This is a genomic window from Pseudomonas sp. AU11447, from assembly GCF_001672555.2.
In the GTDB taxonomy this organism is placed as follows: Bacteria; Pseudomonadota; Gammaproteobacteria; order Pseudomonadales; family Pseudomonadaceae; genus Pseudomonas; species Pseudomonas nitroreducens.
Genome location: NZ_LZDG02000048.1, coordinates 112,370 through 128,987, shown reverse-complemented (window position 1 = coordinate 128,987; position 16,618 = coordinate 112,370). Strand labels below are relative to the sequence as shown.

Genomic DNA, 16,618 nt, shown 5'->3' with positions numbered 1-16,618 from the left:
GGAACTTCTCATGTCAGGCCCGATCCGTGTTTTCGCGCTTTCCCTTCTCGTCGTTGCCCTCTCCCTGCAAGGTTGCAGCAGCAAGGGCGGCAGCAGCCACCACTCTTCCGGCAGCAGTTCCGAGCAACCCGCCGACAGCGGTTCCGGCGGCGATGGTTCCGGTGGCTCTGGCGGCACAGGCGGTACCGACGGCACCGGTGGTACTGGAGGAACCGGTGGCACTGGTGGCACTGGTGGCACCGACGGCACCGGAGGAACTGGCGGTACCGGTGGGACCGGCGGAACTGGCGGTGGCGGCACGGACGGAGGCGGTACCGATGGCGGCGGCACGACCACTCCGCCCGCCAGCAGCACCGGCAACATCCTGACCAACACCGGCGAAGCAGTCTCCAATGTCGGCGGCACCGTGAGCACCGTGGGGGGCGTGGTGAAAACCGTCGACCTGCCGATCCTGGGCAACGGTGTCACGCAGAATGCCGGCAACCTGGTCCAGGAAGTCGGGGCCGGGGTGGACAGCGTCGGCACCGGCGTCACCAATGGCCTCGGCCAACTGGGCAACAACCCCAACGCAGTGGGCACTACCGTGGCTGGCGTAACCGGCCTGGTGAGCCATACCGGCGGCGCCGTGAGCAGCCTGGGCGACACCGTGGCAGCCATCGGCGATGCGCCGGTGTTGGCCAATACCCCGCTCAACGGTCTGACCGGCCAGGTGGGCGGCCTGGTGGATGGTGTCGGCGGCAAGATCACCATGCTCGGTGACTCCCTCAGCGGCGCGGTCACCACCGGCCCGCTGAGCCAACTGACCACCCAGCTCAGCGGCACCACCGCCGGTCTGGTCGGCAACATCGAAGGAACCACTCGCGGCGTGGGCGCCGCCACCGGACTGGGAACGCCGGTGAACAACCTGTTGACCACCGTCGGCGGCGTTGTGACCCAGACAGGCAACCAGGTCGCCAGCCAGAATCCGGCGCTGGCCCCGGTCGGCGGAATCGTCAGCAATGCGGGTCAGGCAGTCAGTGCGGCCGGCGGCCTGGTCAACGGCAGCAACCCGGGCGGCGGTCTGCTCGGCGGTGTCACCGGCTCCCTGGGCGGCGCTACCGGCGGCAGTAATCCGGTGGGCGGCTTGGTCGGCGGTGTGACCGGCGCGGTCGGCGGCATCACYGGCTCCCTCGGCGGCGCTGCCGGCGGCAGCAATCCGGTCGGCGGCCTGGTCGGCGGTGTGACTGGCGCAGTCGGCGGCATCACCGGTTCCCTTGGCGGCGCTGCCGGCGGCAGCAACCCGGTCGGCGGCCTGGTCAACGGCGTGGCCGGAACCGTCGGCGGCCTGACCAGCGGCCTCACCGGTGGCGGCGGCCTGGTCGCCGGGGCAGGCGTGGGCATCGGCAGCAACGCCCAGGGTTCGGGCGTGGCAGTCGGCGCTGGCGCCGGTACGACTGGCGGCACCAGCGGCCAGGGAGGCCTGCTGGGCAATACGCTGGGCGCCGTGGGTGGCGCGCTGGGTGGTGTGACCGGCGGACTGGGCGGTGGATTGGCGATCGGTACGCACAAGCAATAATCCGATTTACGCCCATACTGTACTAACCAGGAGCCGCCCACGGCTCCTGGTCTTTTAATAAGAAGATCGGTCTCATGGAGGAGCCAGATGCGCAGACTCGCTGTCCTTCCCCTGTTGTTGGCTGCACCTTTCGCCTGGGCCGAGCGCCCGATCCAGCTTCCCGGCTCTGATATCGAACAGACCCTTCCCCGCCCCAACCTTCCTGGCGGCGACATTCGCCCCAAGGCCCCCAAGGTCACAACTCCAGAGCCTTCAGCCAGCCAACCCGGCCAGGTTCTCCAGCAGCGCATCCGCATCAAGCGCATCGAACTGGCCGGCGGCAAGCACTACCCCGTCGAGACCTGGAAACCGCTACTGGAACCACTGACCAAGCGCACCATCCAGGTCAGCGAGCTGGTGGCGGCGGCCAAGGCCATCACCCAGCGCTACCAGGATGACGGCTACTTCATCTCCTTCGCCTACGTGCCCAACCAGGACTTCGGTAGCGGCGTCGCGCGGATCGTGCTGGTCGAGGGCCACATCAGCCAGGTCCGTGCTGCGGGCGACCTGGGCGTGCACCAGATGCGCGTGGACCGCTGGATCGAGAAACTGAAAGCGGAAAAACCCCTGACCCGCGAAAGCTTCGAGCGCTTCAGCGTGCTGATGAGCCGGGTGCCCGGCATGCAGATGGCCATGGCGCTCAACCCGCCCACCACCAGCGACGGCGGCGCCGTGCTGGAGCTGGCCGGCAAGCAGAAGCGCTTCGACACCGGCATGAACCTCGACTCCCGCCGGGGCGAGCAGCGCGGGCTGTTCAACGCCGAGGTGATGTCGATGCTCGGCTGGGGCGAGCAACTGCAGTTCAGCTACCTCTACCCGCCGGGAGACGATCACGAGTACTACCGCGCCTGGAACTACAGCCAGCTGCTGGGGGACAACGGCCTGCAACTGCTCGCCGGCTACAGCAAGTACAACTCGCGCCCCGGCGAGAACCTGCGCCTGGCCAGCGGCCTGGAGTTCGAGCGCAAGCGGCAGAACGAGCGGGTCAGCGCCGGCCTGGGGATTCCGCTGGTGCTGCGCCGCGACCTGACCTGGGACCTGAACCTGCGCGGCTATACGGTGAACGACACCAGCCGCTACGACCTGGTCTACCCGGCCATTCCCTTCCGCATCGAGCAGAAGAGCAAGCTGCGCGTGGTGGGGATCGAAACCGTCGTCCAGCAATTCGCCGAGAAGCGCGTGCGAGCCGGCAGCGTGGCGGTTTACCAGGGCCTCAATGGCATGGGCGCGGAGACGCCGGACCCGATCAAGAAGAACTTCACCCGCCTGCTCGGCTACGGCGCCCAGCAGGACCAGTTCGGCTCCAACTGGCAGGGCGTGGTGACCGCCGCCTTCCAGTGGAGCGACGACGTGCTGCCGGACTCCGAGCAAGTCACCTACGGCGGCAGCAACTTCGGCCGCGGCTACCCCGACGACCAGGCCACCGGCGACAAGGGCTGGGGCGCCGCCTACGAGGTGAACTATTCCTTCCTGCGGCAGAGCGTGGTGCTCAACCAGATCCAGCCCTACTTCGTCGTCGACACCGCGCGCACCCGCTACAACCAGGACGGTCTGAACGAAGGCAAGCTCGGCTCCGCGGCGCTGGGCGTGCGCTTCTCCGACCGCAAGCACTACCTGGTGTCGATGGAAGTCGCCAAACCCTTCGGCGACCGGGCCCTGGACAACAACGAGCGCAGCCCGCGGCTGAACTTCGCCTTCAGCTACCAGATTCCCTGATGGATACCCATGCAGAGAGTCACTGCGCCGGGCGCAGTGACTCGATGTAGGCGCGCAGCGAATAGCCCAGCTTCGACTCAAGCTGGCCGACACGCTTCTTCAGGCCGCGCAGGTTCAGTTCCTGATCCAGTTCGGCGGGGACGAAGACGATCACGTTGCCTTCGGGCACCGGGCATTCCCAGTAATGCCGGTTGAAGCGTCCGCGCAGCAACGCGGCACCCAGGGGCCGGCCGTCGTCGGTGCTCCACTGGTTGATCACCAGCCAGCCACCCGGCCGCAGGCGTTCGCGGCAGGCGCCGAGAAAGTCCCAGCCGATGTGCGCCGGCGCAGGTCCGGTATCGGTATAGAGATCGAGGAAGATCAGGTCGGCCGGCTCGCACCCGGCCAGTTCCTGCACGGCATCGCCGATGCGCAGGTTCAGGCGCTCATCGTCCGCCAGGCCGAGGTGCTCGCGGGCCAGGCGCGGAATGGACGGACGCAGTTCGATGGCTTCCACTTCGTCCAGCGGCAGGTACTTCAGGCAGGCCTGGGTCAGGCTGCCGGCACCAAACCCGAGGAAGAGCGCGCGGCGCGGACGCGGATGGCACAGCGCGCCGACCAGCATGGCGCGGGAGTAGTCATACTCCAGCCAGCTCGGATCACCCATCAGCACGCAGCTCTGCTCGACCTCGTCGCCGAACTCCAGGTAGCGGAAGGCACCGCTCTCCACGACACGGATCACGCCGAAATCATCGCGCTCCTCGACGATCAGCAACTCTTCGCTCAACAGTTCCTCGCTCATCACTGGCTCCGGGAGGAAACTGCCATGGCAATGCGGCTCGCCGGATACGGCGAACGGCACGGATTGCCATTGAAATACAGGGGCTCGCGCACGCAATAATCCTTCGAATCAAGACGGCCACCCGCGACCGCCAGGTCGGCAAAGCCGCAAGAATAACAGCCCAAGAGGCACAACCAAGCATGCGCCAGCGTAGCGCCCTTCGCGAGTCCGCCAACCGTCACTGTCTTTCGTCGGTATTCCTGCGTCAGCGCACACCTGTGCGCTGCGCGGGCGGCTGATCGCCCACCAGTGTTCCCCAGGACAAGGATGTCCCTTCTTTTCCAGCGCAAACCGCCACGGCGACCTCGCGCGGGCCATATGCCGAGCTGATACCATGGGCGGATACCGTCCATAGCCGCGAAGACCCGCCAATGAGCCTGCCCTGGAGCCCCGATAGCTGGAGAAGCAAACCGATCCAGCAACAGCCCGCCTACCCCGACGCGAACCGCGTGAGCGAGGTCGAACGCACCCTCGCCAGCTTCCCGCCGCTGGTGTTCGCCGGCGAGGCCCGCGAGCTGCGCCGACAGTTCGCCGAGGTCACCGCTGGCCGCGCCTTCCTGCTGCAGGGCGGCGACTGTGCCGAGAGCTTCGCCGAGTTCTCCGCGGCGAAGATCCGCGACACCTTCAAGGTGCTGCTGCAGATGGCTGTGGTGATGACCTTCGCTGCCGGCTGCCCAGTGGTGAAGGTCGGCCGCATGGCCGGCCAGTTCGCCAAACCGCGCTCCTCCGGCGATGAAACCATCGACGGCGTGACCTTGCCGGCTTACCGCGGCGACATCGTCAACGGCATCGGCTTCGACGAGAAAAGCCGCGTGCCAGACCCGGACCGCCTGCTGCAGGCCTACCACCAGTCCACGGCCTCGCTGAACCTGCTGCGCGCCTTCGCCAATGGCGGCTTCGCCGACCTGCACCAGGTGCACCAGTGGAACCTCGACTTCATTGCCAACTCGGCGTTGTCCGAGCGCTACCAGCAACTGGCCGACCGCATCGACGAAACCCTCGCCTTCATGCGTGCCTGCGGCCTGGATACCGCGCCGCAACTGCGCGAAACCAGCTTCTTCACCGCCCATGAAGCGCTGCTGCTGAACTACGAGGAAGCCTTCATCCGCCGCGACAGCCTCACCGGCGGCTGGTACGACTGCTCCGCGCACATGCTGTGGATCGGCGATCGCACCCGCCAGCTCGACGGCGCCCACGTCGAAATGCTCCGCGGCGTCGGCAACCCCATCGGCGTGAAGGTCGGCCCGAGCATGGACAGCGAGGAGCTGATCCGCCTGATCGACATCCTCAACCCGGACAACGAGCCCGGCCGCCTCAACCTCATCGTGCGCATGGGCGCCGACAAGGTCGGCGACGGCCTGCCGCGCCTGATCCAGACCGTGCAGCGCGAGGGCAAGCAGGTGCTGTGGAGCTCCGACCCCATGCACGGCAACACCATCAAGGCCTCCAGCGGCTACAAGACCCGCGACTTCGCGCGCATCCTCGCCGAGGTCCGGCAGTTCTTCGAAGTACACCGGGCCGAGGGCAGCTACGCCGGCGGCATCCACATCGAGATGACCGGGCAGAACGTCACCGAGTGTATCGGCGGTGCGCGGCCGATCACCGAGGCCGGCCTGAGCGATCGCTACCACACTCACTGCGACCCGCGCCTGAACGCGGACCAGTCGCTGGAGCTGGCCTTCCTCATCGCCGAAACCCTGAAGCAGGTTCGCCGCTGAATCCGACACGGGTCTCAGAGCAGTCCTAAAACAACTTCCTGCAATTGACGGTACAGGGGCGCCTACCTAGAGTGGCGCCCCGCGCGGCAGCCGCCGCGCCATGGAAACCGTCAACCAAGGAAGATTCCCGATGCAACTGCACCGCTCCCTCCTCGCCCTGCTGATCGGCGCCAGCGCCGCGCTCTCCGGCTGCCAGAACATGAACACCGACAGCCTCGTGCAGTCGGGCATGATGGCCATGAAGGCCGCCACCCTCAGCGATGCCGAGATCAAGCAGGTCGCCGACGAAGCCTGTGCCAAGCAGGATGCCGAAGCCCAGATCGCCCCGGCCTCCAGCCCCTACGCGCAGCGCCTGGACAAGATCGCCGCCGCCCTGGGCAACCCGCTGACCGGCACCTCGATCAACTACAAGGTCTACCTCACCGAAGATATCAACGCCTTCGCCATGGCCAACGGCTGCGTACGCGTCTACTCCGGCCTGATGGACCTGATGAACGACAACGAAGTGGAAGGCGTGCTCGGCCACGAGATCGGTCACGTCGCCCTCGGCCACGTGAAGAAGGCCACCCAGACTGCCTACGCAACCGCCGCCGCCCGCGGTGCCGTCGCAGCGTCAGGGAATGCTACCGTCGCCGCCCTGTCGCAATCGCAGCTGGGTGAAATCGGTGAAGCGCTGGTCAACGCGCAGTTCTCCCAGTCCCAGGAGTCGGCGGCCGACGATTACTCCTTCGACCTGCTGAAGAAGCGCGGCATCGACCTCAACGGCCTGGCCAGCGCCTTCGACAAGCTGGCCAAGCTCAGCGGCGGCGAGGAAAGCAGCATGTTCGACTCCCACCCCGGCTCGCAGCAGCGTGCGGACCACATCCGCAAACGCATCGCCAGCGGCAAGTGATCACGGACGGGCCTCTGCAGAGGCCCGTTTCGTTTCAGGCCTGCGCCAGCAGCCCCTGCAGGCGCTCGCCCGAGGGCCGCTGGCAGTTCACCGCCACCCGCTGGAGCCCCAGCCAGCGCGCCATCTCGTTCAATTGCTGCGCCAACGCGGCGAGGCCCTCTTCACCCAATCCCTTTTCCTCTTCGTGGACGGCATGCACCACCAGCTTTCCCGCGGCGCGATCGGAGCGCAGATCGACCCGCGCGCCCAGGTGCTCGTTGAACAGAAAAGGCAGGACGTAGTAGCCGTAAACGCGTTTGTGCTGCGGCGTGTAGATTTCCAGGCGATAACGGAAATCGAACAGCCGCTCAGTGCGGGAGCGCTCCCAGACCAGTGAATCGAATGGCGACAGCAAGGCACTGGCGCGCACCTTGCGCGGAATGACCGGATCCGCCAGGCAATAGGCCGGCGCCTGCCAGCCCTGAACCTGTACGACCAGCAGATCGCCCGCCTCCACCAACTCCGCCAGCCGCGCCTTGCTGTCGGCAGGGTCCAGACGGAAGTAGTCGCGCAAGTCCTTCTCGGTGGCCACGCCCAGAGCCTGGGCGGAATGCAGCAGCAACTGGCGCTGCGCCTCGGCCTCGTCCAACTCGGGCTGCCGGAGCAGATCGAACGGCAGTACGCGCTCCGGCAAGTCGTACAGACGCTCGAAACCGCGCCGCCCGGCGACCGTCACCTCGCCTGCGGCGAACAGCCATTCCAGCGCATGTTTCTCATCGCTCCAGTCCCACCAGGGGCCGGCGCGCTCCTCTCGGGTAGTCAGGCTGCCGGCGCCCAGCGCGCCCTGCTCGCGAACGGCATCGAGCACCCGCTGGATCACCGCCTGCCGCTCACGCCCGAAGCGCGCCAGTTGTTGGTAGATGCCACGCCCTTCGGCCGCGCGGCGCATGCGCCAGCGCATCAGCGGATACAGCTCCAGTGGCAGCAACGAGGCTTCGTGCCCCCAGTATTCGAACAGGCGACGATGCCGCCCGCCGCTCCAGGCCGCCTCTTCCAGCAGCGTCGGCGAGTAGTTGCCCAGGCGCGAGAACAACGGCAGGTAATGCGAACGCACCAGCGCGTTCACCGAATCGATCTGAAGTACACCCAGGCGCTCCAGCAGGCTGCGCACATGGCGACGCTGCACCTCGCCGCCGGGCCTGCGCAGGGCAAAGCCCTGGGCGGCCAGGGCCAGGCGGCGGGCTTGCTTGAGGGACAGGGATTCTACGGTCGGCATCGTGGACTCCAGGACGGGGCAAGCCCTAGAGCCTAACGCCTATTGCCGCGCCTGGCTGCATCAGGCCGGCTCGGCCAACGATCCAGGCACCGGGAATGGTCGGGCGAAAGTGAAGACTTCCGGCGACGGCCCCTCCAGTTGCAGGCGCTCCAGGCGCTCGCGGGCCATAGGCACGTCCGGCAGGTCGCCTGCGGGCAGCCACCAGAGCGCAAGGCTTGGCGCGCCAAGGCGCTCCATCCAGTCACGCTTGTTGCGCAGTACCTGCAGGTGCTCGCCGCTGTAGACGTATTCCTTCAACGCCTCCACGGACTCCCAGACGGACAGGTTGACGATGATCAGCGGGTCGTCGAAGACGCGGATAGAGGTGGCATCGCCCTCCTCCGTCTGCAGCCGCCAGACGAAACCCGCGCTGCGCTCGGCAAGGGCATTGATGTGATCGAACTGGTCAACGAATCCCTTCATCAGGGGATGATCCAGCGGGGCGCGGGCCTTGGCGATGTTGACCTGGGCGAGGTGGTAGTGCGTGGACATGGGCTTCCTTGTCATGACGCTGATCAGACTTGCAAGAGCGGGCGACACGGTGAGGGTCCGTGCCGCCCGGCAGGCTCAACGACGAACATAGTCGGCCCAGAACGGGCGCTCGACTTCCTGCTGGATATCGGCGCGACTCAGGCCGATGTCCTTGAGCGCTTCATCGCTCATGGTCGCCAGCTCACGGCGCTGGCGGGCCAGTTCGTGCCAATGCAGGACACGTTGCACGGCGCGCTTCCACAGCGGTGCGGCCGCGATTTTGTGAACATGGTAGGACGCTGCTACGAAACCGATTTGACCTTTCATCTTGCTTCCTCCCTGTGGGGTTGGATGCAGTTTCCTGCTCGCGCTAAGATCAATCCAACGAATCATTCTTATACGACCCATCTCAGAGATTGATGAATGAGCAGCTTCCCCAGCATCGACAGCGAACTGCTGCGCACCTTCGTCGCCATCGCCGACCACGGCGGCTTCACCCGCGCCGCCGAGATGGTCAACCGCACCCAGTCGGCGGTGAGCATGCAGATGAAGCGCCTGGAGGAGGACGTGCTGGAACGCAGCCTGTTCGAGCGCGATGGCCGCCAGGTGCGCCTGACACCCGAAGGCCAGATCTTGCTGGGTTACGCCCGGCGCATCCTGCGGTTGCAGGGCGAGGTGTTCAACACCTTCCGCCAGCCGCACATGGTCGGCTCGGTGAAGATCGGCACGCCGGACGACTATGTAATGCGCTTCCTGCCCAGCATCCTCTCGCGCTTCGCCGAGGCCTACCCGCTGGTGCAGGTCGAGGTGCATTGCGACTCCTCGGCGCAATTGCTGATGCGCAACGACCTCGACCTGTCCATCGTCACCCGCGAGCCGGGCACCGAGATCGGTCAGTTGCTGCGCCAGGAAGACTTCGTCTGGATGGCCGCCGAGAGCTTCTGCCCGCAGGACCAGCGCCCGCTGCCACTGGCGATGTTCAACACCGCCTGCTTCTGCCGCGCCTGGGCCTGCAACGCCCTGGAGGCGATGGAAGTGGACTACCGCATCGCCTACAGCAGCCCGAGCCTGTCGGCCCTGTTCGCCGTGGCCAACGCCGGACTGGCGGTGACCGCGCAACTGCGCAGCCTGCTGACCGGCAACCTGCGCATCATCGGCGAGGACGAAGGCCTACCGGTGCTGCCCAACGCCAGCATCGTGCTACTGCGTGGGCAGAAGATGACGCCGGTGACCGACAAGCTCGCCGAGTACATAGTCGAGGGCTTCAAGTCCTGACTATCAACACGCTGGGACTCAGCGCACCGCCAGCAGCACCGCACAGACGATCAGGAAGGCACTGAAGGCCATGCGCAGCTGACGTTCTGGCAGCGCGTGGGCCAGCCGCACGCCCCAGGAAATGCTCACCAGGCCGCCCAGCGCCAGCGCGCTGCCCATGCGCCAGTCCACGTGGCCGTGCACCGCGTAGGTTGCCAGCGCCACGCCCGTGCTGGGCGCCGCCAGTGCCAGCGCGAGGCCTTGGGCGATCACTTGGGTCAGGCCGAACACCGAGGTCAGCACCGGCGTCGCCAGAACGCCACCGCCCACACCAAACAGGCCACCCAGCGAACCGGCCCCCAGCCCCAGCACGCCCATCCACGGCAGGCCGTAGCGCGGCGTGCTGCCACCCTGCGGCACACGCTGGAACAGCCGCACCAACAGGTACAGCGCCAACAGCACCAGGAAAACCACGAAGGCAGTGCGCATGCTGCGGGCATCCAGGTTGACGGCAATGCTGGAAGCGAAGAACGCGCAGACCAGGCCGGTCAGCGCCAGCACCCCGGCCTGGGCGAAATCGATGCGATTGCGCTGGTGATAGCGCCAGATTGCCAGCAGCACGTTCGGCACCACCATCACCAGCGCAGTGCCCTGCGCCAGTTGCTGGTCCAGCCCGAACAGCACGCCCAGCGCCGGAATCGCCAGCAGCCCGCCGCCGATACCGAACAGCCCACCCAGGCTGCCCAGCACGACGCCGAGCAGAAAGTCCACGACCAGATCCCACATCACGCACCTCCACAACAGTGCGTCCATGCTAGAAAAGCCCGGCTGGATGGGAAACGCAAAGCGCTGCACAATGGTTTTGCCTTTCTTGCATAGCCAATGAATGCCATGACGCCCTCCAATCTCGAAGATCAGCTCGATCTCTACCTGGACGTACTCGACAACGGCAGCTTTTCCGCTGCCGCCCGCCTGCGCCAGCTCACCCCTTCCGCCGTGGCGCGACGCATGGATTCCCTGGAGCAGGGGCTGGGATCGACCCTGCTCGTGCGCAGCACCCACAACGTGCGCGCCACGCCGGCGGGGCTGGCCTTCGCCGAGCGGGCACGACGGATCGTCAGCGAACTGCGTCAGGCGCGAGCGGAGGCCGTGTCCCTGAGCACCGCGCCGGAAGGCCTGATCCGCATCGACGCCCCGGTACCTTTCGGGCGTCGCCATCTCGCACCGGCGCTGGTCGACTTCCTTACCGCCAACCCCGGCCTGGACGTGCAACTGCGGTTGATCGACAGCTTCACCGACACCCGCGGGGAGAACCTCGGCCAGGTCGACCTGGTCCTGCGCATCGGCACCTTGCCCGACAGCCGCCTGGTCGCCACGCGCCTAGCCTCCATGCGGCGGATCGTCTGCGCCAGCCCCGCCTACCTGCAGCATCACGGCAGGCCTGCCTCCCCCCTGGAATTGCCGGAGCACATCGGCCTCGACTGGGAAGGCCTGGCACCCGCACTGGCGTGGCGCTTCCTCATCGACGGCAGGCTGCAGCAGCTTCGGCCGCGCCGCTTGCGCATGACCGCCAATAATGCGGAAACACTGGTGGAAGGCGCGCTGCAGGGCATCGGCCTGGCGCACCTGCCGACATGGTTGTGCAGTGAGTACCTGATCAGCGGCCAGTTGCTGCCTCTGTTCTGCGAGAACGGCCTCCCCGAGCCTGAGCCCGGCGTCATCCACGCGCTGCGCCTGCAACGCGGTACCCACCCGCGCAGCGAACGCCTGCTGGCGTTCCTGCTGAAACGCTTCGGTTTCCCTCCCCCCTGGGACACGGCACTGGAGGAAGCGCTGTTCAAGAATTAGCCACCGCGCTAAATTAATGCGCAATCACCTCTTCGCCTCGAGCGCTCAGCCGGGAGCACGCCATGACCAAGCCAGACCCGACTTGCGAAGCCCTCAAGCTGGATAACCAGCTGTGCTTCGCCCTCTACTCCACGTCCCTGCAGATGACCAAGGTGTACAAGCCATTGCTGCAGGAACTGGGGCTCACCTACCCGCAGTACATCGCCATGCTGGTGCTCTGGGAAGAAGACGGCATCACCGTGGGCGAGATCAGCTCGCGCATGCTCACCGACCCCGGCTCGCTCACACCGCTGCTCAAGCGGCTGGAAGCCGAAGGGCTGATCACCCGCACCCGCAGCCAGGCAGACGAGCGTGTCGTGCAGTTGCGCCTGACCGCCAAGGGCCGGGAACTGCGCCGACAGGCGGAGCGCATTCCGGCCTGCATCCTGGCCAGCAGCGGTCTAACGTTGGACAGTCTGAAGCGACTCCAGGAGGAGCTCGTGGACCTGCGCGGGCATCTGCAAGCCCCGTAAATCGGGGCTTATGCCCAAGCTGCAAGTTCCTTAGTCAGAAATCTTCCAACAATTATCTTGCGCACTAAATTAAATAGAACTAAATTTCACCTCACGAACTGCTTAGTGCACAAAATATTAAGCAGCAAGACATTCTCAACCAGACTTACCTGACAGCGAACCGGAGACCACCATGCAAACCATCAAAGCCCTCTACACCGCCACCGCTACCGCCACCGGAGGCCGCGACGGCCGTGCCGTTTCCTCGGACGGCATCCTCGACGTGAAACTGACCACCCCGCGTGAGCTGGGCGGCGCCGGCGGCGAAGCGACCAACCCGGAACAGCTGTTCGCCGCTGGCTACTCGGCCTGCTTCATCGGCGCCATCAAGTTCGTCGCCAGCCAGAGCAAGAAGCAGATCCCGGCGGACGCCTCGATCACCGGCAAGGTAGGCATCGGCCAGATCCCCGGTGGGTTCGGCCTGGAAGTCGAGCTGAACATCAACCTGCCGGGCCTTGACCAGGCCGAGGCGGAAGACCTGGTCGCCAAGGCCCACCAGGTCTGCCCCTACTCCAACGCCACCCGCGGCAACATCGACGTGCGCCTGAACGTCAGCGTCTGACTCCAGCGCCGACAATCCAGAACGCCAGAAACGAAAAAGCCCGGCATCAGCCGGGCTTTTTTGTGTCTCGAATCAGGCTCAGGCCTTGACGCGGGACTTGTACTCGCCAGTGCGGGTATCGATTTCGATCGAGTCACCGATTTCGCAGAAGGCGGAAACCTGGACTTCAGCACCGTTCTTCAGGCGAGCAGTCTTCATCACTTTACCGGAGGTGTCGCCACGGACGGCCGGCTCGGTGTAGACGATTTCGCGAACGATGGTGGTCGGCAGTTCAACGGAGATGACTTTCTCGTTGTAGAAGACCGCTTCGCAGACATCGGTCATGCCGTCTTCGATGAAGGTCAGCACGCCTTCCAGATCGCCTTTCTCGATCTCGTACTGGTTGAACTCGGTGTCCATGAAGACATACAGCGGGTCCGCGAAGTAGGAGTAGGTCACTTCCTTGCGATCGAGGATGATCGGCTCCAGCTTGTCGTCGGCCTTGAACACGGTCTCGGTGCCGGCACCGGTCAGCAGGTTCTTCAGCTTCATCTTGACGACCGCGGAGTTACGGCCGGACTTGTTGAACTCGGCCTTCTGGATGACCCAGGGGGCGCCATTGATGTTGGCAACCTGGCCAGCGCGGAACTCTTGTGCGGTTTTCATACGATTATCCGATTGGATTGGAGACAAAAATCAGGGGCCATATCATAGCCAATTTGTATAAAAACGCACCAGCCCCGCAGCAAGATCGGTTTGTTCGGTCAGTCGCCGTTGCCAATTGCCAATCCACGCGGACCACTCCGGCAGCCGGCTTTCCAGCGTCTGCCAGGCTACCCCGGCGTCATCCTGACCATTCCAGGCCATCCAGAACGCCATCAGCTCGGTCCGCAGCGGCTCGTCCATCCCGTCACTGAACAGGGCCAGGAATGCCTGCAATTTCTCCAGGTGAACATCGTCATCCTGCTGATAGATGTGCCAGACGAATGGCCGACCCGCCCACTGCGCCCGCACGAAGGAATCCTCGCCGCGCACCGCATTGACATCGCAACTCCACAGGAGCGGGTCATAGTCCTCTTGGCGGACGAAGGGCAGTACCTGCAGGCGCAGGGCGCCGCGCTGGAACTGCTCCCCTGCTTTCAACGTTCTCTGTGCCCAGCGCTCGACATCGGCCAGGACCCTGCCCTCGGGTACCAGCAACAAAGTGCTGTCGGAGCTGGCAGCCAATGCGTCGAGCCAACTGCCCAGCGCGGCATTTTCATAGGCGAACAGGGAGATGCGCCGCTCATGGGCATGCGGGTGCACGCCAAGACTTTCCAGGAATCGAAGGCTGGCCGCCGGGTCGGCCTGGAAAGCGTCGCGCCGGGCAATCAGATCGCTCTCGCGCAACAGCCCGCCGGTGGCCGGAGTGAAGCCGGGGAAGTAGAAGTACTTCTGCAAACCGCTGGCCTGCATCGATGGCAAGCCATGGCAGGACTCCACCCACGGTTCGGCGCTGAGATATTCCAGGTTCAGCCAGAGTGACGGCTGCCGGCGTTGTTTCATCGCTTCTATATAGGCAGGCGGAATTTCGCAGGCGAAGGCCTCGACCACTACATCCGCCGCGTGAGTGTCCTGCCAGGGCTTCGGCCACAGGCGTACCTCCACACCGGATTGGTGTTGCGATTCGGCCGCGCCATCGGCCGTCGGGCAGATGCGCACGAAGGCCGCCAGATCGTCGACCCATAGCCGAACCTGCTGGCCATGTTCGCCGGCCAGTTGGCGAGCCAGTCTCCAGGTGACGCCGATATCGCCATAGTTGTCGACTACGCTGCAGAAAACGTCCCAGCTGGCCATGCGCCCTCCCGAGGATCAGAAGGCGCCAGTGTACCTGCGATCCCGGCCGCGCTCCTTAAGCCGATGAATCCCTTGGAAAAAATTTTCAAAAAACATTTGCCAAGGAGGAAACCTTTGAGTAAAGTGCGCGCCTCGACAGACACAGCGCTGTCGAGAAATCTGGTGAGGTGTCCGAGCGGTTGAAGGAGCACGCCTGGAAAGTGTGTATACGAGAAATCGTATCGAGGGTTCGAATCCCTCCCTCACCGCCAGATTCATGAAAAAGCCCGGCTAAGCAATTAGCCGGGCTTTTTCGTTTTCCCCTTCACACTTTCTTCACCTGTTGCGACCTAGTTGCAAGTTGTCAGTTGGACAAATGCACAACGGCGATTAAACAGTTGTTCGACCATTGTCGACAGTCATCTGAGAGCTTGGTTCCACAGGCCGGAAAGCGGCCTCGGAGCTTGCCTGACGCACTTTGGAAACACTCCTTTGCCAGATTGGACAGTTTTTGCCCAAATCGGCCTCGCACTACTGCGAAGAGCGACCTAACATGAAAAAAAAGTGCCGTACTTGCGCTTGGTCAGTTTACTTACTACAAGTAATGAGTACTATGTAGTCCGGCTAATTTCCCAGTCATGGGAGATTGCTTTTAATGGAAATGTCCACCTTAAGGGGAACACGATGAACAACGTTCTGAAATTCTCTGCTCTGGCTCTGGCTGCTGTTCTGGCCACCGGTTGCAGCAGCCACTCGAAAGAAACCGAAGCACGTCTGACCGCTACTGAAGACGCCGCTGCTCGCGCTCAAGCCCGTGCCGATGAAGCCTATCGCAAGGCTGACGAAGCTCTGGCCGCCGCTCAGAAAGCCCAGCAGACCGCTGACGAGGCTAACGAGCGCGCACTGCGTATGCTGGACAAAGCCAGCCGCAAGTAATAGATCTTCGGATCTGTTCGAAAAAACCGACCCTCCGGGGTCGGTTTTTTTATGCCCGCAAGAAAGTAGCAGGCAAGAAAAAGCCCGCTCGCGGCGGGCTCTTTCACTGGCGCAGAAAGTTACTGCAGCGGCATCGCATCCTGGTCGACAGTGGCGGCAACCGAACCGCCTTGCTGCACCTGCTGCGGCTGGGCAATGGCAACCGGCAGGCCGTCTTCGGCGGCAACCACTTCACGCACCACGTTCCAGTCCATCTGCATCTGGCTGGCGATGTCTTCGCGCTTGAGCAGGGCGTTGATCACGGCGGTGTGCTTGTCGACGACCGACGGATCACCGTTGTCATCGATCGGCGCATGGGCCTCAAGGTAGATCTTGCCTTCGCTGCGACCGAACTTGTACGGCTCGTTGATGATGCGCACCTTGGTACCCACCGGGATCATCGAGAACAGCTGGGTCACGTCCCAGTTGTACATGCGGAAGCAACCGTGGCTGGTACGAGTACCGATGCCGAACTTCTTGTTCGAGCCATGGATCAAGTAGCCGTGGAAGCCCAGGCTCATCTTGTACGGCCCCAGCGGGTTGTCCGGGCCTGGCGGCACCACGGTCGGCAGCGGATCACCATCGGCGGCATGCTCGGCGCGGATCGACGCCGGCGGATACCAGGCCGGATCCTTGGTCTTGGCGATCACGCTGGTGCTGCCCACCGGCGAACCCCAGCCTTCACGACCGATACCCAGGGCGTAGGTGTAGACGACGTTCTTGTCCTTGGGGAAGTAGTACAGGCGGTATTCGGCGAGGTTGATCACCACGCCCTCGCGCGGGCCGGCCGGCAGGACAAAGCGGGTCGGAATGATGATCTCGGTGCCCACACCCGGCAGCCAGGCATCGACGCCCGGGTTGGCGGCGATCATCTCGGAGTAGCCGAGGCCGTACTTCTCGCCGAGGTCGGCGAAGGTGTCTTCGTACTTGGCCTTGATCACCTGGACCTGGCCGACGATATCGTCGCCCGGTGCCGGCAGCGGCAATTCAATGGCGGAAACAGGGCCGGCCGAGAGCAGCGCGGCGAGGGACAGCGAGCAGGCGGCAATGACGCGCGACAACATCCGAGGATCCTTGACGTGGGCAATGAGCAAAGGGTGATCAGTTTACCACCGCAAGCCCCGTCAAC

17 protein-coding genes and 1 tRNA gene are annotated in these 16,618 nt (G+C 64.6%); 10 read left to right on the top strand and 8 right to left on the bottom strand.

The window, feature by feature from the left end:
* The first annotated feature begins 10 nt into the window (after positions 1 to 10).
* Both A6723_RS18275 and A6723_RS18270 read left to right on the top strand, forming a co-directional pair.
* On the top strand, positions 11 to 1,555 hold the full coding sequence (locus A6723_RS18275) for a collagen-like triple helix repeat-containing protein (protein ID WP_064979838.1): 1,545 nt from the start codon (positions 11 to 13) through the stop codon (positions 1,553 to 1,555).
* An 87-nt stretch (positions 1,556 to 1,642) separates the two neighbouring features.
* Positions 1,643 to 3,310 (top strand): ShlB/FhaC/HecB family hemolysin secretion/activation protein, encoded by a 1,668-nt coding sequence (locus A6723_RS18270; RefSeq protein ID WP_054909679.1) that lies wholly within the window; start codon positions 1,643 to 1,645, stop codon positions 3,308 to 3,310.
* A gap of 19 nt (positions 3,311 to 3,329) precedes the next feature.
* On the opposite strand, the gene A6723_RS18265 is transcribed toward A6723_RS18270, so the two are convergent.
* Positions 3,330 to 4,091, bottom strand: coding sequence for a spermidine synthase (locus A6723_RS18265; protein WP_054909680.1), 762 nt, complete (start codon positions 4,089 to 4,091; stop codon positions 3,330 to 3,332).
* Positions 4,092 to 4,501: 410 nt separating this feature from the next.
* Between A6723_RS18265 and A6723_RS18260 the strand changes: the two genes are divergently transcribed.
* Together A6723_RS18260 and A6723_RS18255 are read left to right on the top strand one after the other, a co-directional pair.
* Positions 4,502 to 5,848 (top strand): class II 3-deoxy-7-phosphoheptulonate synthase, encoded by a 1,347-nt coding sequence (locus tag A6723_RS18260; RefSeq protein ID WP_054909681.1) that lies wholly within the window; start codon positions 4,502 to 4,504, stop codon positions 5,846 to 5,848.
* Between the two features lie 130 nt (positions 5,849 to 5,978).
* Positions 5,979 to 6,740, top strand: a complete 762-nt coding sequence (locus A6723_RS18255) for a M48 family metalloprotease (RefSeq protein WP_054909682.1) — start codon at positions 5,979 to 5,981, stop codon at positions 6,738 to 6,740.
* Between the two features lie 34 nt (positions 6,741 to 6,774).
* Here A6723_RS18255 and A6723_RS18250 read toward each other — a convergent pair whose 3' ends face one another.
* The 3 genes from A6723_RS18250 to A6723_RS18240 all read right to left on the bottom strand — a co-directional run bounded on the left by A6723_RS18250 (position 6,775) and on the right by A6723_RS18240 (position 8,832).
* Positions 6,775 to 7,995 (bottom strand): winged helix-turn-helix domain-containing protein, encoded by a 1,221-nt coding sequence (locus A6723_RS18250; protein WP_054909683.1) that lies wholly within the window; start codon positions 7,993 to 7,995, stop codon positions 6,775 to 6,777.
* 60 nt (positions 7,996 to 8,055) lie between these two features.
* Entirely contained in the window at positions 8,056 to 8,526 is a 471-nt protein-coding gene (locus tag A6723_RS18245; RefSeq protein ID WP_054909684.1) for a DUF3291 domain-containing protein, read from the bottom strand.
* Positions 8,527 to 8,601: 75 nt separating this feature from the next.
* Positions 8,602 to 8,832, bottom strand: a complete 231-nt coding sequence (locus A6723_RS18240; RefSeq protein WP_054909685.1) for a DUF1127 domain-containing protein — start codon at positions 8,830 to 8,832, stop codon at positions 8,602 to 8,604.
* 96 nt (positions 8,833 to 8,928) lie between these two features.
* On the opposite strand from A6723_RS18240, the gene A6723_RS18235 reads away from it, so the two are divergent.
* A complete protein-coding gene (locus A6723_RS18235; protein WP_024764539.1) occupies positions 8,929 to 9,780 on the top strand; it encodes a LysR family transcriptional regulator in 852 nt (283 codons plus the stop codon).
* 18 nt (positions 9,781 to 9,798) lie between these two features.
* Here A6723_RS18235 and A6723_RS18230 read toward each other — a convergent pair whose 3' ends face one another.
* Positions 9,799 to 10,545 (bottom strand): sulfite exporter TauE/SafE family protein, encoded by a 747-nt coding sequence (locus A6723_RS18230; protein WP_054909686.1) that lies wholly within the window; start codon positions 10,543 to 10,545, stop codon positions 9,799 to 9,801.
* Between the two features lie 105 nt (positions 10,546 to 10,650).
* Here A6723_RS18230 and A6723_RS18225 point away from each other — a divergent pair, with 105 nt between their 5' ends.
* The 3 genes from A6723_RS18225 to A6723_RS18215 all read left to right on the top strand — a co-directional run bounded on the left by A6723_RS18225 (position 10,651) and on the right by A6723_RS18215 (position 12,720).
* The gene (locus A6723_RS18225; protein WP_054909687.1) at positions 10,651 to 11,607 is read left to right on the top strand and encodes a LysR family transcriptional regulator; all 957 of its coding nucleotides are present in this window, start codon (positions 10,651 to 10,653) and stop codon (positions 11,605 to 11,607) included.
* 62 nt (positions 11,608 to 11,669) lie between these two features.
* On the top strand, positions 11,670 to 12,119 hold the full coding sequence (locus A6723_RS18220) for a MarR family winged helix-turn-helix transcriptional regulator (protein ID WP_054909688.1): 450 nt from the start codon (positions 11,670 to 11,672) through the stop codon (positions 12,117 to 12,119).
* Positions 12,120 to 12,291: 172 nt separating this feature from the next.
* Positions 12,292 to 12,720 carry an organic hydroperoxide resistance protein gene (locus A6723_RS18215; RefSeq protein WP_054909689.1) on the top strand — a complete coding sequence of 143 codons (429 nt, stop codon included), beginning with the start codon at positions 12,292 to 12,294 and terminating at the stop codon, positions 12,718 to 12,720.
* Positions 12,721 to 12,798: 78 nt separating this feature from the next.
* Here A6723_RS18215 and efp read toward each other — a convergent pair whose 3' ends face one another.
* Both efp and earP read right to left on the bottom strand, forming a co-directional pair.
* Positions 12,799 to 13,365, bottom strand: coding sequence for an elongation factor P (gene efp / locus A6723_RS18210; protein WP_045211459.1), 567 nt, complete (start codon positions 13,363 to 13,365; stop codon positions 12,799 to 12,801).
* A gap of 42 nt (positions 13,366 to 13,407) precedes the next feature.
* A complete protein-coding gene (gene earP / locus A6723_RS18205; protein ID WP_054909690.1) occupies positions 13,408 to 14,535 on the bottom strand; it encodes an elongation factor P maturation arginine rhamnosyltransferase EarP in 1,128 nt (375 codons plus the stop codon).
* Positions 14,536 to 14,696: 161 nt separating this feature from the next.
* Between earP and A6723_RS18200 the strand changes: the two genes are divergently transcribed.
* Positions 14,697 to 14,786: transfer RNA gene (locus A6723_RS18200), tRNA-Ser, on the top strand.
* Positions 14,787 to 15,198: 412 nt separating this feature from the next.
* Positions 15,199 to 15,450 (top strand): outer membrane lipoprotei OprI, encoded by a 252-nt coding sequence (gene oprI, locus A6723_RS18195; protein ID WP_017517003.1) that lies wholly within the window; start codon positions 15,199 to 15,201, stop codon positions 15,448 to 15,450.
* Between the two features lie 119 nt (positions 15,451 to 15,569).
* Here oprI and A6723_RS18190 read toward each other — a convergent pair whose 3' ends face one another.
* Complete coding sequence (locus A6723_RS18190; RefSeq protein ID WP_024764534.1) at positions 15,570 to 16,553, bottom strand: L,D-transpeptidase family protein; 984 nt, start codon at positions 16,551 to 16,553, stop codon at positions 15,570 to 15,572.
* Between the last annotated feature and the right edge of the window lie 65 nt (positions 16,554 to 16,618).

Bases quoted from the DNA above. Each gene is read 5' to 3' on its own strand.
- A6723_RS18270 (WP_054909679.1), top strand. From the start codon at position 1,643: ATGCGCAGACTCGCTGTCCTTCCCCTGTTGTTGGCTGCACCTTTCGCC.
- A6723_RS18265 (WP_054909680.1), bottom strand. From the start codon at position 4,091: ATGAGCGAGGAACTGTTGAGCGAAGAGTTGCTGATCGTCGAGGAGCGC.
- A6723_RS18260 (WP_054909681.1), top strand. From the start codon at position 4,502: ATGAGCCTGCCCTGGAGCCCCGATAGCTGGAGAAGCAAACCGATCCAG.
- A6723_RS18255 (WP_054909682.1), top strand. From the start codon at position 5,979: ATGCAACTGCACCGCTCCCTCCTCGCCCTGCTGATCGGCGCCAGCGCC.
- A6723_RS18250 (WP_054909683.1), bottom strand. From the start codon at position 7,995: ATGCCGACCGTAGAATCCCTGTCCCTCAAGCAAGCCCGCCGCCTGGCC.
- A6723_RS18245 (WP_054909684.1), bottom strand. From the start codon at position 8,526: ATGTCCACGCACTACCACCTCGCCCAGGTCAACATCGCCAAGGCCCGC.
- A6723_RS18240 (WP_054909685.1), bottom strand. From the start codon at position 8,832: ATGAAAGGTCAAATCGGTTTCGTAGCAGCGTCCTACCATGTTCACAAA.
- A6723_RS18235 (WP_024764539.1), top strand. From the start codon at position 8,929: ATGAGCAGCTTCCCCAGCATCGACAGCGAACTGCTGCGCACCTTCGTC.
- A6723_RS18230 (WP_054909686.1), bottom strand. From the start codon at position 10,545: ATGTGGGATCTGGTCGTGGACTTTCTGCTCGGCGTCGTGCTGGGCAGC.
- A6723_RS18225 (WP_054909687.1), top strand. From the start codon at position 10,651: ATGACGCCCTCCAATCTCGAAGATCAGCTCGATCTCTACCTGGACGTA.
- A6723_RS18220 (WP_054909688.1), top strand. From the start codon at position 11,670: ATGACCAAGCCAGACCCGACTTGCGAAGCCCTCAAGCTGGATAACCAG.
- A6723_RS18215 (WP_054909689.1), top strand. From the start codon at position 12,292: ATGCAAACCATCAAAGCCCTCTACACCGCCACCGCTACCGCCACCGGA.
- efp (WP_045211459.1), bottom strand. From the start codon at position 13,365: ATGAAAACCGCACAAGAGTTCCGCGCTGGCCAGGTTGCCAACATCAAT.
- earP (WP_054909690.1), bottom strand. From the start codon at position 14,535: ATGGCCAGCTGGGACGTTTTCTGCAGCGTAGTCGACAACTATGGCGAT.
- oprI (WP_017517003.1), top strand. From the start codon at position 15,199: ATGAACAACGTTCTGAAATTCTCTGCTCTGGCTCTGGCTGCTGTTCTG.
- A6723_RS18190 (WP_024764534.1), bottom strand. From the start codon at position 16,553: ATGTTGTCGCGCGTCATTGCCGCCTGCTCGCTGTCCCTCGCCGCGCTG.